This window comes from Rugamonas apoptosis (assembly GCF_014042355.1).
Classification (GTDB): domain Bacteria; phylum Pseudomonadota; class Gammaproteobacteria; order Burkholderiales; family Burkholderiaceae_D; genus Rugamonas; species Rugamonas apoptosis.
This window is the reverse complement of the sequence record NZ_JACEZU010000002.1, coordinates 319,242-333,467: the sequence shown is the minus strand read 5'-3', so window position 1 is coordinate 333,467 and position 14,226 is coordinate 319,242. Positions and strand designations below refer to the sequence as shown.

Annotated in this window: 17 protein-coding genes; 14 read left to right on the top strand and 3 right to left on the bottom strand. The window is 65.3% G+C overall.

Annotated features, from left to right (window positions below):
- Positions 1–187: 187 nt before the first annotated feature.
- Genes flhF through motD form a run of 5 tightly spaced genes read left to right on the top strand, consistent with a single transcriptional unit; the run spans position 188 to position 4,605 of the window.
- On the top strand, positions 188–1,537 hold the full coding sequence (gene flhF, locus H3H39_RS05215; protein ID WP_182152246.1) for a flagellar biosynthesis GTPase FlhF: 1,350 nt from the start codon (positions 188–190) through the stop codon (positions 1,535–1,537).
- On the top strand, positions 1,530–2,354 hold the full coding sequence (locus tag H3H39_RS05210; RefSeq protein WP_182152245.1) for a MinD/ParA family ATP-binding protein: 825 nt from the start codon (positions 1,530–1,532) through the stop codon (positions 2,352–2,354). Before flhF ends, H3H39_RS05210 begins: the two co-directional genes overlap by 8 nt.
- Positions 2,355–2,370: 16 nt before the next feature.
- Positions 2,371–3,102, top strand: coding sequence for an RNA polymerase sigma factor FliA (locus H3H39_RS05205; RefSeq protein WP_182152244.1), 732 nt, complete (start codon positions 2,371–2,373; stop codon positions 3,100–3,102).
- On the top strand, positions 3,084–3,830 hold the full coding sequence (locus H3H39_RS05200) for a flagellar motor protein (protein ID WP_182152243.1): 747 nt from the start codon (positions 3,084–3,086) through the stop codon (positions 3,828–3,830). The genes H3H39_RS05205 and H3H39_RS05200 overlap by 19 nt, the downstream gene beginning before the upstream one ends.
- A gap of 1 nt (position 3,831) precedes the next feature.
- Positions 3,832–4,605, top strand: a complete 774-nt coding sequence (gene motD / locus H3H39_RS05195; protein WP_182152242.1) for a flagellar motor protein MotD — start codon at positions 3,832–3,834, stop codon at positions 4,603–4,605.
- Positions 4,606–4,758: 153 nt separating this feature from the next.
- Here motD and H3H39_RS05190 read toward each other — a convergent pair whose 3' ends face one another.
- The 3 genes from H3H39_RS05190 to flgA form a co-directional block, all read right to left on the bottom strand.
- A complete protein-coding gene (locus H3H39_RS05190; protein WP_182152241.1) occupies positions 4,759–5,229 on the bottom strand; it encodes a flagellar protein FlgN in 471 nt (156 codons plus the stop codon).
- Positions 5,230–5,237: 8 nt separating this feature from the next.
- Positions 5,238–5,543 carry a flagellar biosynthesis anti-sigma factor FlgM gene (flgM, locus tag H3H39_RS05185; RefSeq protein ID WP_182152240.1) on the bottom strand — a complete coding sequence of 102 codons (306 nt, stop codon included), beginning with the start codon at positions 5,541–5,543 and terminating at the stop codon, positions 5,238–5,240.
- Between the two features lie 104 nt (positions 5,544–5,647).
- Positions 5,648–6,346 (bottom strand): flagellar basal body P-ring formation chaperone FlgA, encoded by a 699-nt coding sequence (gene flgA, locus H3H39_RS05180; RefSeq protein ID WP_182152239.1) that lies wholly within the window; start codon positions 6,344–6,346, stop codon positions 5,648–5,650.
- Between the two features lie 181 nt (positions 6,347–6,527).
- Between flgA and flgB the strand changes: the two genes are divergently transcribed.
- From flgB to flgJ, 9 genes are all read left to right on the top strand, one after another.
- On the top strand, positions 6,528–6,944 hold the full coding sequence (gene flgB / locus H3H39_RS05175; RefSeq protein WP_182152238.1) for a flagellar basal body rod protein FlgB: 417 nt from the start codon (positions 6,528–6,530) through the stop codon (positions 6,942–6,944).
- 2 nt (positions 6,945–6,946) lie between these two features.
- Positions 6,947–7,357 carry a flagellar basal body rod protein FlgC gene (gene flgC, locus H3H39_RS05170; protein WP_182152237.1) on the top strand — a complete coding sequence of 137 codons (411 nt, stop codon included), beginning with the start codon at positions 6,947–6,949 and terminating at the stop codon, positions 7,355–7,357.
- Between the two features lie 23 nt (positions 7,358–7,380).
- Positions 7,381–8,058 (top strand): flagellar hook assembly protein FlgD, encoded by a 678-nt coding sequence (locus H3H39_RS05165; RefSeq protein ID WP_182152236.1) that lies wholly within the window; start codon positions 7,381–7,383, stop codon positions 8,056–8,058.
- Between the two features lie 149 nt (positions 8,059–8,207).
- Positions 8,208–9,752 carry a flagellar hook protein FlgE gene (locus H3H39_RS05160; protein WP_182152235.1) on the top strand — a complete coding sequence of 515 codons (1,545 nt, stop codon included), beginning with the start codon at positions 8,208–8,210 and terminating at the stop codon, positions 9,750–9,752.
- A 68-nt stretch (positions 9,753–9,820) separates the two neighbouring features.
- Positions 9,821–10,561 carry a flagellar basal-body rod protein FlgF gene (flgF, locus tag H3H39_RS05155; protein WP_182152234.1) on the top strand — a complete coding sequence of 247 codons (741 nt, stop codon included), beginning with the start codon at positions 9,821–9,823 and terminating at the stop codon, positions 10,559–10,561.
- A gap of 80 nt (positions 10,562–10,641) precedes the next feature.
- Positions 10,642–11,424 (top strand): flagellar basal-body rod protein FlgG, encoded by a 783-nt coding sequence (flgG, locus tag H3H39_RS05150; RefSeq protein ID WP_182152233.1) that lies wholly within the window; start codon positions 10,642–10,644, stop codon positions 11,422–11,424.
- A 9-nt stretch (positions 11,425–11,433) separates the two neighbouring features.
- Entirely contained in the window at positions 11,434–12,090 is a 657-nt protein-coding gene (locus H3H39_RS05145; RefSeq protein WP_182152232.1) for a flagellar basal body L-ring protein FlgH, read from the top strand.
- Positions 12,091–12,092: 2 nt separating this feature from the next.
- On the top strand, positions 12,093–13,214 hold the full coding sequence (locus H3H39_RS05140; protein WP_229217875.1) for a flagellar basal body P-ring protein FlgI: 1,122 nt from the start codon (positions 12,093–12,095) through the stop codon (positions 13,212–13,214).
- 10 nt (positions 13,215–13,224) lie between these two features.
- Positions 13,225–14,193: a flagellar assembly peptidoglycan hydrolase FlgJ gene (gene flgJ / locus H3H39_RS05135; protein WP_182152231.1), complete on the top strand. Its 969-nt coding sequence runs from the start codon at positions 13,225–13,227 to the stop codon at positions 14,191–14,193.
- Positions 14,194–14,226 lie beyond the last annotated feature (33 nt).

Here is a 14,226-nt window from a genome sequence, read left to right as displayed (position 1 = left end):
ACGCTGAAATACGGCCCATTTCCACGCTTGTTCGTCAGATCGTTTCCGTGGTGCATCGTCAATAATGGCACTGTCAGAGCAAAGATGCGTCTCATGTCGAAGACGCAGCGCTCAAGTAACAGGAGTCGATGATGATGGCCAAACCACTTTTCCAACCACGTGCTGCCCTTGCCCAGGGGAGCCGGCCATGAACGTCAAGAAATTCACCGCGCCCACGTCGCGCGAAGCGCTGCGCAAGGTGCGCGAGGCGCTCGGCCCCGACGCCGTGATCCTGTCCAACCGCCAGGCCGATGGTGAAGTCGAAATCCTGGCCCTCGCCAATGACGACGCCGCTTCGCTGGCCAGCCCCTCGCCGCAATCGCCGATGGCCGCGCCCCGTCCTCAGCTGGACCTGCCGCCCGCCGCGCCGGTCGCGATGGCAGCCCAGCCGGCCCGTCGCGTGGTGGCTTCGCCTTCGTCGTACGCGTCGGCCTCGGCCGCCGCGCCGGCCCAGCCACGCGCCGCCGCGCTCGACATGGAACGTATTTCGGAAATGGTGGCCGCCGCCGTGGCCAGCGCCAAGCAGAACGCTGCCGCCGAAATGAGCGGCATGATGAATGAAATCCGCGCCATGCGCGGCATGATGGAAACCCAGTTGGCGGAAATCGCCTGGGGCTCGACCCAGCAGCGTGAACCGCACAAGGCGGCCGTGCTGCGCGAGATGCTGGCGGCCGGTTTTTCGGCCAGCCTGGCACGCTACCTGATCGAAAAACTGCCGGCCAGCCCCGACGCGGCCGACAGCATGCGCTGGATCAAGACTGTCCTGACCCGCAACCTGAGCGCCATGGCCAATGAGGATGCCCTGATCGACCAGGGGGGCGTGTTCGCCCTGGTGGGCCCCACCGGCGTCGGCAAGACCACCAGCACGGCCAAGCTGGCCGCCCGTTGCGTGATGCGCCACGGCGCCGACAAGCTGGCCCTGATCACGACCGACGCCTACCGTATCGGCGCCCACGAGCAACTGCGCATCTACGGCAAGATCCTGGGCGTGATGGTGCACTCGGTCAAGGACGAGGCCGACCTGCGCATCGCCTTGAAGGAACTGAAAAACAAGCACACGGTGCTGATCGATACGGTCGGCGTGAGCCAGCGCGACCAGATGGTGACGGAGCAGGTGGCCATGCTGCAAGGCGCCGGCGCCGACGTCAAACGCCTGCTGTGCCTGAACGCCACGGCCACCCAGGAAACCTTGAACGAAGTGGTGCGCGCCTACCAGGGCAGTGGCCTGGCCGGCTGCATCATGACCAAGCTGGACGAGGCGGCCGCCATCGGCAACGTGCTCGACGTGGTGATCCGCCAGAAGCTCAACCTGTTCTACGTGTCCAACGGCCAGCGCGTGCCGGAAGACCTGCACCTGGCCGATCCGGCCTGGCTGATCGACCGCGCCTTCAAGCTCAAGCGCGACGCCATCCCCGGCCAGTACCTGGACGCGGAATTGCCGTTGCTGATGTCCAACGCCGGCGTGGACGGCTCGCTGCGCGAGGTGCACCTTGGCTAACTTCGATTTCGACCAGGCTGAAGGCCTGCGCCGGATGCTGGCCGGCCCCACGCCACGCATCGTCACCTTCCTGTCGGCCACGCCGCAAGACGACAAGGCCGCCATGCTGGTCAACCTGGGCGCCTCGCTGGCCCGGGCCGGCAACGACGTGCTGCTGATGGATGCCTGCGCCAGCGCCCATGGCGTGGCCTCGCGCCTGGGCGTGGACGGCGGCGCCAGCCTGCTCAACGTGGCGCGCCAGGAGTGCGCGCTGAACCAGGTGCTGTATGAAGCGCCGCAAGGTTTCACGGTGGCGTCGATGACGCGCGGCGAAGCGCGCCGCGGTCCGGATGAGGCGCGCCGGCTGGCCAAGGCCTTCGACGTGCTGGTCAAGCAGACCGGGATGGTGATCGTCGATGGCGAGTTCGACGACGGCGCGTTTCCCGTGCCCGTCATGGCCAGCGCCGAGATCGTGGTGCAGGTGTCCAACCACGCCCGTTCCATCACGGCCGCTTATGCCATGATCAAGCGCCTGAACCATGAACTGGGCCGCCGCCCGTTCGGAATTCTCGTCACTGGGGCTTCCGAAACGGAAGCAAAGGTGGTATACGATAACATGGCGCAAGCGGCGAGCCGTTACCTGGCGGTCAACCTGGTATCCATGGGCTCGGTGCCGGCCGACGAATACCTGCAACGGGCGGCGCGCCTGGGGCGGGCCGTGGTCGACGCCTTCCCGCTGGCTGGCGCCTCGGTCGCGTTTCGTCAACTGGCGGGGCGGTTCGCGCTGGCCGGCTCGCCTTCCTTACGCGCGGGGAGTCCACACCATTTTAGCGCCTAACGAATAACAAGAATTTATGTACACGGTCAAAGGGAAACCGAGCAGAGACAGCTTGCTGACGGAGCACATGCCGTTGGTCAAGCGCCTCGCACACCACATGAAGGCCAAGCTGCCACCCAGCGTGGAGGTGGATGATCTGGTCCAGGCCGGGATGATAGGCTTGCTCGACGCCATCAGCCGCTACGAGGAAACCCATGGCGCCCAGTTCGAAACCTATGCCGTGCTGCGCATCCGCGGCGCCATGCTCGACGAGCTGCGCAACAGCGACTGGCTGCCCCGTTCCATGCGCCAGAACATGCGCAAGATCGAAACGGCCATGAGCACGCTGCAGCAGCGCCTGGGCCATCCGCCCACGGAATCGGAGGTGGCCAAGATGCTCAAGATGTCGCTGGCCGACTACCAGGAAATGCTGTCCGACGGCGGCGGCCACCAACTGGTTTATTACGAAGATTTCCATGACGACGACGGCAACGACAGCTTCCTGGACCGCTATTGCTCGGACGAAGAGAGCGATCCGCTGCGTTCGCTGCTCGACGGCGACTTCCGCCAGGCCGTGATCGACGCCATCGACGCCTTGCCACCGCGCGAGAAAATCCTGATGGGCCTGTACTACGAAGAGGAACTGAACTTGAAAGAAATCGGCGCCGTCATGGGCGTATCGGAATCGCGCGTGTCGCAATTGCACACGCAAGCCGTGGCGCGGCTGCGGGCCACCTTACGGGAGCGGTCTTGGACTGGGCCAGCGTAGCCGGGGTGCTGCTGGCGCTGGCCGGCATCATCGTCGGCCAGGGGCTGGAAGGAGGGCGGCTGGGGTCATTGATCCAGCCGGCCGCGTTCGCCATCGTGATCGTCGGCACCTTCGGCGCCGTGCTGCTGCAGACCCGGCCGCCCACGTTCTGGCGCGGGCTGCGCATGTTGCGCCTGGTGTTCGCGCCACCGCCCGACAACCGCGCCGCGCTGGCGCGCGAGATCAACGCCTGGAACCTGGCGGCCCGGCGCGACGGCTTGCTGGCGCTGGAACGCTATATGCTCGGCTCCAAGGATAAATTCAACGCCAAGGGCTTGCGCCTGATCGTGGACGGCATCGCGCCCGACAAGCTGCGCCACATCCTGGACACGGAAATCACGGCCTACGAGACGGAACAGCGGCAAGCCGTGCGGATCTGGGAATCGGCGGCCGGTTATGCGCCCACCATCGGCATCCTGGGCGCCGTGCTGGGCCTGATCCACGTGATGGAAAACCTGACCGACCCCAGCCGGCTGGGCGCGGGCATCGCGGTCGCCTTCGTTTCCACCATTTATGGCGTGGGGCTGGCCAACCTGTTCCTGTATCCGGTGGCCAACAAGCTCAAGGCCATCGTCACCCAGGCCGTGCACCAGCAGGAAATCGCGGCCGCCGTGTTCCACGACATCGCCACCGGCGACCACACGCGCGTGATCGACGAGCGCGTGGCCACCCTGCTGCGGGAACAGTGATATGCAGTACCGGCGCGCGCGCAGGAAGTTCGACGACGAACCGGAGAACCACGAGCGCTGGCTGATCTCGTACGCCGATTTCATCACGCTGCTGTTCGCCTTCTTCGTCGTCCTGTACGCCGTGTCCTCGGTCAATATCGGCAAGTACAAGGTGTTCTCGGACGCGCTCGGCGACGCTTTCGGCGGCGCCGGCGCGGCCAAGCCCGTCACCACCCAGGTGCAGAACCTGCCCATCCCCAATCCCGGCCTGCGCCGCCGCACGGAATTGCTGCGCAAGGAAAAGGAACACATGACCAAGCTGGCGCAGGATCTGTTGTCCACGCTGGCGCCACTGGTCAAGGAAGGCAAAGTGCGGGTCACGCAGAACAGTCGCGGGGTCAGCGTGGAGATCAACGCCAGCGTGCTGTTCGATCCGGGTGACGCGCGCCTGACGGCCGAGTCGACCGAGGCGTTGCGGGCTGTGGCCGTGCTGCTCAAGGATGACAGCCACGACGTACAGGTGGAAGGGCACACGGACAACCAGCCGATCCGCAACACCTTGTATCCGTCGAACTGGGAACTGTCGTCGGTGCGGGCGGCCAGTGTGGTGCGGCTGTTCATCGACGCCGGCGTGGCGCCCACCCGGCTGACGGCCGTCGGCCATGCTGCCAATCATCCCGTGTCGTCCAACGCCTCGCTCGAGGGCCGGGCCCGCAACCGGCGGGTGGCCGTCACCATCCTGTCCGGGCTGCCGGACACGGTCACGGAATTGCCGGCACCCGTCATCAAGCCATGAAATATTTGTTCATTTCAGGCGTGAGGATGAAATAATATTTCACGCTCGCGCAGGCGTTCCCAACCCGGGAAGAACGGCGTCGGGAACATCGGGGAGTGCGCAATCCGCAGGTGAAAATGGGGGCTGTCCCCGATTTTTTTTGCTGTGTTTTGCTCAGCCGGCGAAGAAGCCGCGGCTGGTGGTGGAGGTGGTGGCGTGGCCGCTGGGGCCGTAGAAGCTGCTGCTGGCGGCCGCGCGCGGGCGCAGCGCTTGCAGCGCGCCTTGCGTGTGGCTCATGTGCTTGTTGATCAACATGCCATTGATGCGGTTCAGTTCTTTCGCTTCGCGCGTCTGCGCGAGCAGGGTTTGCCACAAGGCGTCGGCCGTGCTATCGCCGCAGGCGGCGATCCATTGCGTCATGCCCGCTTCCTGCGGTGCGAAACCGGCCGTGCCCAGCGCGCCGTGGCGCTGCTTGGCGAGGGTCGACATCTGGCCGACCAGGGCTGATTTTTCCGGCGTCAGCGCCGTCAAGCCGTCAATGTTGGCGGCCACCAGATGCTGCTGCTCCTGCTTCAGCACTTCCAGCAGGGACGTCATGAGGCGCTGTTCTTCGCGCAGCAGGTGCATCGGGTCGACGGTTTGCATGATGAGTCCTAACGTTTCCTTGAGTGCAGCAGATCCTTGACCGTGTCCAGCAGTCCGTCCGCCACTTTTTCCGAATTGACCTGGAACTGGCCGTCGGCGATGGCCAGCTTGATGCGTTCGACTTTCTTGGTGTCGAACACGGCGCTGGCGCCGCCGGCCGCACTGGCCGCCAATGCCTGGCCTTGCGGCGACAGGCGTACATTGTCCGTCGTGGCCGGGGTCGCGGCCGCCTTATCGGCACCGCGGGCGTTGGACGTGCCGGCAGGCGACGCCGGCAAGCCGGGGGTGCTCTTGAGTGTATCGTTGATTTTCACAGCATCATCCTCGTCTGATCGAAGTCCTGGACTCCGGGATATGAGTCTATAACGGCGTCGCTTGAATAAACTTTAGCGTCTTGCCGCATACGACCCATATTTCTTCAGAACGCGACTTCCACCAGGCCGCCCGCTTTGGCGATCCCGCTAATTTGTTGCCCGCCAGCCGTTCTTACCTGCACCACCTGGCCGTCGCCGGCAGTGCTCACGGCGCGCGCCTCGGCCGAGACGGAAAAACCGTTGCCGCTCGATACCAGCCGCACCAGCTGGCCTTGCTGCACCACGGGCCGGCTTTTGAGCGTGTCCAGCCGCAGCGGCGTGCCCGACGGCAGCGATACGTTGGCATAGCGGCCCACCACCTGGGCCATGTCGGTGGCTATGCCGGGTGGCAAGGTTGTCAAATCGCCCTGCACGGCCACCAGCTGGCCCGCTTCGATGGTCTGGCCCTGGGCCAGCGGCACGGCGCTGGCGATGTAATCGGCCACCACGCTCACGTTGGCCTGCACATAAATGGTCCACAGGGGCGCCGTGCAACGCAGGCCCACCGTGGTCTTGCCCCAGGCCCGGCTGCCGGGCATCAGGAACGCTTGCGGCGCCGGGCAGGCGGGCAGGGCCATACGGGCATCGATCGCGCCCACGGTCACCTTGGCCTGGCCCGGCAAGCCGGCCGTTTGCGTTTGCAGGAATTGTTCCACGCTATGGCGCAGCGCGGCCGCATCCTGGCGCCCGGCGCCCGTGTCGGCGCCGGCGGGAACATGGGCGCACAAGGCCAGCAGCAAGGTGGTGAGTAACAGTGGTTTCATGGTGTGGAGGTTCCTGGAATGATGCCATGATAGTCCGGCGCGCCAGCGGGCAAGCCCGGAATAGGGCGGAAAAGCACGGCTTTATCGTTCGATTGCCGCCGGGCAAGCGGCCGTATCATGGCTCCTGTCATCACCAGTTCGTCCAGCCTGCAACGGCCGGACGCACGCTTAGGAGCCTGTCATGTTAGGGAAACTCGACGATTACCTGCGCTTTCACGAAGCCGCGCTGAGCTTGCGCTCGCAGCGCCAGACGGTGCTCGCGTCCAACATCGCCAACGGCGACACCCCTAACTACAAGGCCCGTGACATCGATTTTTCCAGCGCGCTGCAAAGCGCCATGGCCGCCAGTGCGCCGGCGCCCTTGCGTACCACGGCGGCGCGCCACTATCCGGCCCCGGCCAAGGATGGCACGGCCCTGCCGGACGGTACCCCGCTGCTGTACCGCGGCGTGGTGCAGGGCGCCGTGGACGGCAACACGGTGGATATGGATGTGGAACGCAACCAGTTCGCCGATAACGCGCTGCGCTACGAGGCCGGCATCACGATGATCAACGCCCAGATCAAGGAAATGATGGCGGCCATCCAGGGAGGTAATTAATCATGTCGTCGCTGTTCAGTATCTTCAATGTTTCCGGTTCGGCCATGAGCGCCCAGGCCCAGCGCCTGAACGTGGTGGCCAGCAACCTGGCCAACGCCGACAGCGCCACCAGCGCCAGCGGCGAAGCTTACCGCGCCAAGCAGGTGGTGTTCGAAGCCACCCCGGCCACCGAGGGCGGCGCCTCCACCGGGGTGCGGGTGCGCCAGGTGGTGGAGGACCAATCGCCCATGAAGCTCAAGTACGACCCCAAGAATCCGCTGGCCGACGAGAAGGGTTATGTGACCATGCCCAACGTCAATGTGGTCGATGAAATGGTCAACATGTTGTCGGCCTCGCGTTCCTACCAGACCAACGTGGAAACCATGAACGCGGCCAAGACCCTGTTGCTGAAAACCCTGACCATCGGCCAGTAAGCCGGACATAGAAAGAGATCATCATGAGCGTATCCACCGCCGCCCCCATTTCGGACAGTTTGCTGAACGCCGTCAACCCCAAAAAGGCGACGGCCACCGACAGCACCCAGGCCGACACCGACAAATTCATGACCTTGCTGGTGACCCAGTTGAAGAACCAGGACCCCTTGAATCCGCTCGACAACGCGCAAGTGACCAGCCAGCTGGCCCAGCTGTCGACGGTGACAGGCGTCAACAAGCTCAACACGACGCTGGAGTCGCTCAAGTCCAGCTACCAGTCCAGCGAGGCGATGCAGGCCACCAACCTGATCAACCACGGCGTGCTGGCCCCCGGCAACCAGCTGGCCCTGTCCGGCGGCAAGGCCGTGTTCGGCGTGGACCTGGCCACCCCCGCCGACAGTGTGCAGATCGATGTCAAGAACAGCAGCGGCGCCGTGGTGCACAGCATCGCCATGAAGGGCGTGGACGTGGGCACCTTGCCGCTGGTGTGGGACGGCAAGCTGGACGACGGCACCACGGTCGCGCCGGACGGCAAATATTCGTTCTCCGTCACGGCCACCTCGGGCGGCAAGGCGCTCAAGGACGCCACCGCCCTGACGTTCGGCACTGTCGCCAGCGTGTCCACCGGCAGCGCTGGCGTCAAGCTCAACGTGCCCGCCATCGGCCAGCTGAATATGGCCGACATCAAACAAGTGCTCTAAGGAGGTCGTTTCAACAAGCCCGTGGCGTCGTTGTGGCGCCTCGCCGTGCAAGCGCACTGTCGTCGTCGCCACGCCGCGCCACGGTCATTTTGAAACAACCTCAACGTTCAACCAGTTTTGTAAGCCACCTCATCAGATAGGGGAATACCATGTTCCAACAAGGACTCAGCGGCCTGAACGGCGCGTCTAAATCGCTCGACGTGATCGGCAACAACATCGCCAACGCCAGTACGGTAGGCTTCAAAGGTTCCCAGGCCCAGTTCGCCGACTTGTACGCCAATTCGCTCAATGGCGTGAGCGGCAACAACGCCGGTATCGGCGTGTCGGTGTCCCAGATCGCCCAGCAGTTCACCCAGGGGAATATCGAGACCAGCAACAACCCGCTCGACATCTCCATCAATGGCGGCGGCTTCTTCCGCACCTCGGTCGACGGCGCGATCCAGTATTCGCGCAACGGCCAGTTCCAGCTCGACAAGAACGGCACCCTGATCAACGCCCAGGGCGCGCAGGTGACGGGCTTCCTGACCAATTCCTCGGGTGTGATCCTGCAGGGCGCGCCGGTGCCGATCACCATCGATTCGTCCGACCTGACGCCGGTGGCCACCACCCAGGCCAACTTCTCGCTCAACCTCAATTCCAACACGCTGGCGCCGACCAAGGTGCCGTTCGACGCCAACGATCCGCTCACCTACAACAAGCAGACCGTGCTCGACGTGTTCGACAGCCTGGGCAACGCCCACACCATGTCGACCTACTACGTCAAGACGGGCGCCAACAACTGGGACGTGTATGCGGGCGTGGATGGCACCGAGATCACGGCCAAGACCGTGGCCACGTCGATCCTGGCCGACCCCGGGGTGCAGGCGGCGCGGCTGCAGTACCAGACCGACGTCAACGCCTTGCCTCCCGTGCAAGCGACCATCGACGCCGACGCGCTGGCCTATGCCCAGGCGGCCGGCCCGGTCATGTTGGCGGCGGCCACGGCGGCCGGCGCCAGCGCCGCCCAGCTCGCCACGTTGCAGGCCGCTTACGATCCCGTCAATGGCGCCGGCACCAAGACCGGCACCAACCTGGACCAGATCGATGCCGCGCTGGCGGCCGCCGTCGGGGTGCCGGCCGTGAAAGTGGGTAGCCTGGTGTTCAACAACAATGGCGCGCTGAGCGCGGCCGCCATGGCCAACCTGCCCGTGCCGCAAACCCTGCCCATGACCATCAGCCTGCCGATCTTCCCGGACACGGGTTCGCTGCAGCCGCTCACCATCAAGGCCAACTGGGTCGGCACCACGCAATACGGCAGCAGCACCAGCGAGAAAGCGTCGACCCAGGACGGCTATTCGTCGGGCCACCTGGAACGCTTCGCGGCCGGCGCCGACGGCGTGATCCTGGGCCAGTACAGCAACGGTAAATCGCGTCCGCTGGCGCAGGTGGTGCTGGCCAATTTCGCCAACGTCAACGGCCTCACGCCGCTGGGCAACAACGCCTGGGCCGAGAGCTCCAACTCCGGCGTGCCGCAGGTGGGCGTGCCCGGCGCGGGCAGCCTGGGCAGTCTGCGCGCCAGTTCGGTGGAAACCTCGAACGTGGACTTGACGGCCGAGCTGGTCAACATGATCACGGCCCAGCGCGTGTACCAGGCCAACGCCCAGACCATCAAGACCGAGGATTCGGTGCTGCAGACCCTGGTCAACCTGCGTTAAACCTAGCCTGACGGCAGGGGCGCGGCCAGCCGGCCGCGCCCAGCCCCTTACCGGAGTCACCGAACACCATGGACCGTCTCGTCTATACCGCCATGACTGGCGCGCGCCACGTGCTGGACCAGCAGTCCACCGTGTCGAACAACCTGGCCAACGCCACCACCACCGGCTTCCGGGCCCAGCTCGACGCGTTCCGGGCCGTGCCCGTGATGTCGGAAGGCTTGCCCACCCGTACCTTCGTGGTCGACACGACGGCCGGCGCCGACATGCGCGCCGGCCCGATCCAGACCACCGGCCGCGCGCTCGACGTGGCGCTGCGCGGCGACGGCTGGCTCGCCGTGCAATCGGCCGACGGTTCGGAAGCCTATACCCGCAACGGCAGTCTGAAGGTGAGCGACAACGGCTTGCTGCAAACCTCCAGCGGCCAGACCCTGCAGGGCGACGGCGGCCCGATCGCGGTGCCGCCCGATACGAGCGTGTCGATCGCCAGCGACGGCACGGTGAGCACCATCTCCACCGACTTCAAGCCGGGGCCGGCCAACGTGCTGGGGCGTATCAAGCTGGTCAATCCCGACCCCAAGGCCATGGTGCGCGGCGACGATGGTTTGTTCCGCCTGAACAGCGGCGTGACGGCCGATAACGACCCGTCCGTGCGGCTGGTCGATGGCGCGCTCGAAGGCAGCAACGTGAACGCGGTCGATTCCATGGTCAACATGATCAGCCTGGCGCGCCAGTTCGAAATGCAAATGAGCTTGCTGAAGAACGCCGAGAATAACGCCGCAAAAGCCACCCAGATCCTCGCTTTGAGTTGAGTGTTGCTGCTCCATAATGGTGGCATGGGATAAGCAGCGGTCGTACCGGCCGCCGCGATCCAAGCGACTGGGAGAAGCAAATGATACGTTCACTTTGGATTGCCAAGACTGGCATGGAGGCGCAGCAGACGCAGATGGACGTGACGTCCAATAATCTGGCCAACGTCAGCACCAACGGTTTCAAGAAATCGCGCGCCGTGTTCGAGGACTTGCTGTACCAAAATGTGCGCCAGCCGGGCGCCCAGTCGTCGCAGCAGACGAATTTGCCCTCGGGGATGCAGATCGGTACCGGTGTGCGGCCGGTGGCGGTGGAGCGCATCTTCACCCAGGGCAATCCGCAATCGACGGGCAACGACAAGGACTTGATGGTCAACGGCAATGGCTTCTTCAACGTGCTGCTGCCTGACGGCACCACCGCCTACACCCGCGACGGCTCCTTCCAACGCGACAACAACGGCCAGATGGTCACCTCCAGCGGCTTCGTGCTGCAGCCGGCCATCACCATTCCCATCAACGCCACCAGCATCACCGTGGGCCGCGACGGCACCGTGTCCGTCACGCTGCCGGGGCAGACGGCGCCATCCCAGATCGGCTCGATCCAGTTGTCGACCTTCATCAACCCCACCGGGCTGGAATCGAAGGGCGAGAACCTGTACGTGGAAACGGGCGCCTCGGGCAATCCGCAAGCCAACACCCCCGGCACCAACGGCACCGGCACCATCATGCAAGGCTACGTGGAAACGTCGAACGTGAGCGTGGTGGAGGAGATGGTCAATATGATCCAGACCCAGCGGGCCTACGAGATCAACAGCAAGGCCATCACCACCTCCGACCAGATGCTGCAAAAACTGACGCAGATGTAAGGAGGCGCCATGAAAACCTTCGCCACCATGGTCCTGACGCTGGGCGCCGCCGCACTGGCCGGCTGCACGGCCATTCCCACCACCATCGTGCAGACGCCGCTGACCTCGCGTCCGCTGGCCGCCGAGCAGGCCGTGGCCAACAACGGCGCCATTTACCAGCCGGCCGCCTTCCGCCCCATCTTCGAGGACCGCCGCGCGCGCCACGTGGGCGATGTGCTGACCCTGGTCATCACGGAAAAGACGGCCGCCGTCAAGGCCGGCGCCAGCTCGGGCAACAAGTCCGGCAGCGTCAGCGCCAGCGTGCCCCATCCGCTGCAAGGCACGTTCGGCGCCACCGTGGCCGCCAACAGCGCCAGCAAGTATGCGGACGGCGACAACCAGTCGGCCAGCAACACGTTCACGGGTACGATGGGCGTGACCGTGGTCGAAGTGCTGGCCAACGGCAATTTGATCGTGGCCGGCGAGAAGCAGATCGCCATGAACAAGGGCACGGAATTCATCCGCTTCTCGGGCATGGTCAATCCCGACAACATCGCCACCGGCAACACGGTCGCGTCCACGGCCGTGGCCGACGCCCGGGTCGAGTACCGCACCAACAGCCAGATCGACCGGGCTGAAATGACGTCGATGGCGTCGCGCTTCTTCCAGAGCTTGCTGCCTTTCTGATCATGAATACTCTCACTCTTTTCCGCCGCGCCGCCACCGTGCTGGGCCTGGGCGCCGCCTTGCTGGCCGCGCCGCTGGCCAGCGCCGAGCGCCTCAAGGACCTGGTCAGCATCGCCGGCGTGCGCCAGAACCAGTTGATCGGCTACGGCCTCGTGGTGGGCCTGGACGGCAGCGGCGACCAGACCACGCAAACCCCGTTCACGGTGCAAAGCGTGGTGTCCATGCTGCAGCAATTGGGCGTGAACTTGCCGGCCGCCTCCAGTCTGCAACTGAAAAACGTGGCGGCCGTGATGGTGACGGCCTCGCTGCCGCCGTTCGCCCAGCCGGGCCAGACGCTTGACATCACCGTCTCGTCCATGGGCAACGCCAAGAGCTTGCGCGGCGGCACCTTGCTGATGACGCCGCTCAAGGGCGCCGATGGCCAGGTCTATGGCATGGCCCAGGGCAATGTGCTGGTGGGCGGCGTGGGCGTGGCCGCCGGCGGCAATTCGCTGCAGGTGAACCACCTGAGCGTGGGCAAGATCTCGGGCGGCGCCACCGTGGAGCGGGCCGTCGCCTCGGCCCTCGGCGAGAACAATATGATCAAGCTGGAGCTCAACAACACGGACTTCTCGACGGCCAGCCGCATCGTCGAAGCCATCAATGACAAGTATGGCCCCGGCATCGCTTACGCGCTCGACGGGCGCGTGATCCGGGTCCAGGCGCCCAGCAGCAGCGACCAGCGCGTGACGTTCATCGGTACCTTGCAGGACATGCAGGTCAACCCGGCGGCGCAGGCGGCCAAGGTGATCATGAACGCCCGCACCGGTTCGGTGGTGATGAACCAGGCCGTCACGCTCGACACGTGTGCCATTTCGCACGGCAACCTGTCGATCGCCGTCACGGCCGAACCGCAGGTGAGCCAGCCCAACGCCTTGTCGGGCGGGCGCACGGCCGTGACCCAGAATACCCAGGTCGACATCAAGAAAGACAGCGGTAAGGTGATGCTGGTCAAGGGCGGCGCTTCGCTGGCCGAGGTGGTCAAGGCGCTCAACGCGATCGGTGCCACGCCCCAGGATTTGCTGGCCATCCTGCAAGCGATGAAGGCGGCCGGCGCCTTGCGGGCCGAGCTGGAAATCATTTAAGGACACGCCCATGAACACCCAAAACGACCTGAGCGGCAAGCTCGCGCTCGACGTGCAGGGCATGGGCGCGCTGCGCCAGTCGGCCAAGGCCGGTTCGCCCGAGGCGCTGAAAAGCGCGGCCACCCAGTTCGAAGCCATGTTCGTCAACATGATGATGAAGAGCATGCGCGACGCCACGCCCCAGGACGGCATGCTCGACAGCCAGCAGAGCAAGATGTTCACCACCATGTTGGACCAGCAGACCAGCCAGAGCATCGCCAAGAAGGGCATCGGCCTGGCCGACGTGCTGATCCGGCAACTGTCGCAGCAAGCGGCCAATACCCAGGCGCTGGCGATCGGCAACGAGGGCGCGGCCACGGACGGGGCCACGCCGGCCGCACCGGCCGCCAGCAGCCGTTTCGACCCGGCCCTGCTGCAGCGGGCCATCGCGGCCGCCGGCGGCGCCGGCGCGGCCGGCGCCAGCACGTCCGGCACCAGCGCCACCGACGCCGCCAGCGACGCGGCCAAGGGCAGCACCGCCCCCCATGTGCGCAATTTCCAGGCCAAGCTGGGCGCCCACGCGGAAGAGGCCAGCCGCGCCACCGGCATTCCGGCCAAGTTCATGCTGGGCCAGGCGGCGCTGGAGAGCGGCTGGGGCAAACGCGAGATCAAGGGCCGCGACGGCAGCAACAGCCACAACCTGTTCGGCATCAAGGCCGGCCCCGACTGGAAGGGCAAGGTGGCCGAGGCCGTCACCACGGAATATGTGAATGGCAAGGCCCAGACCCGGGTGGAACGGTTCCGCGCCTACGACAGCTATGGCGACAGCTTCAAGGATTACGCCAAGTTGTTGGCCAGCAATCCCCGTTATGAAAAAGTGCTGGCCAGCGCGGGCGACGCCAGCAGCTTCGCCCACGGCTTGCAGCGGGCCGGCTACGCCACCGACCCCCATTACGCCCGCAAGCTGACCAACATCATCAAGCATTCGCTGGTCGGCTGACGGCATGGCGGCGGGCCCGGTTCAAGTTTTGCG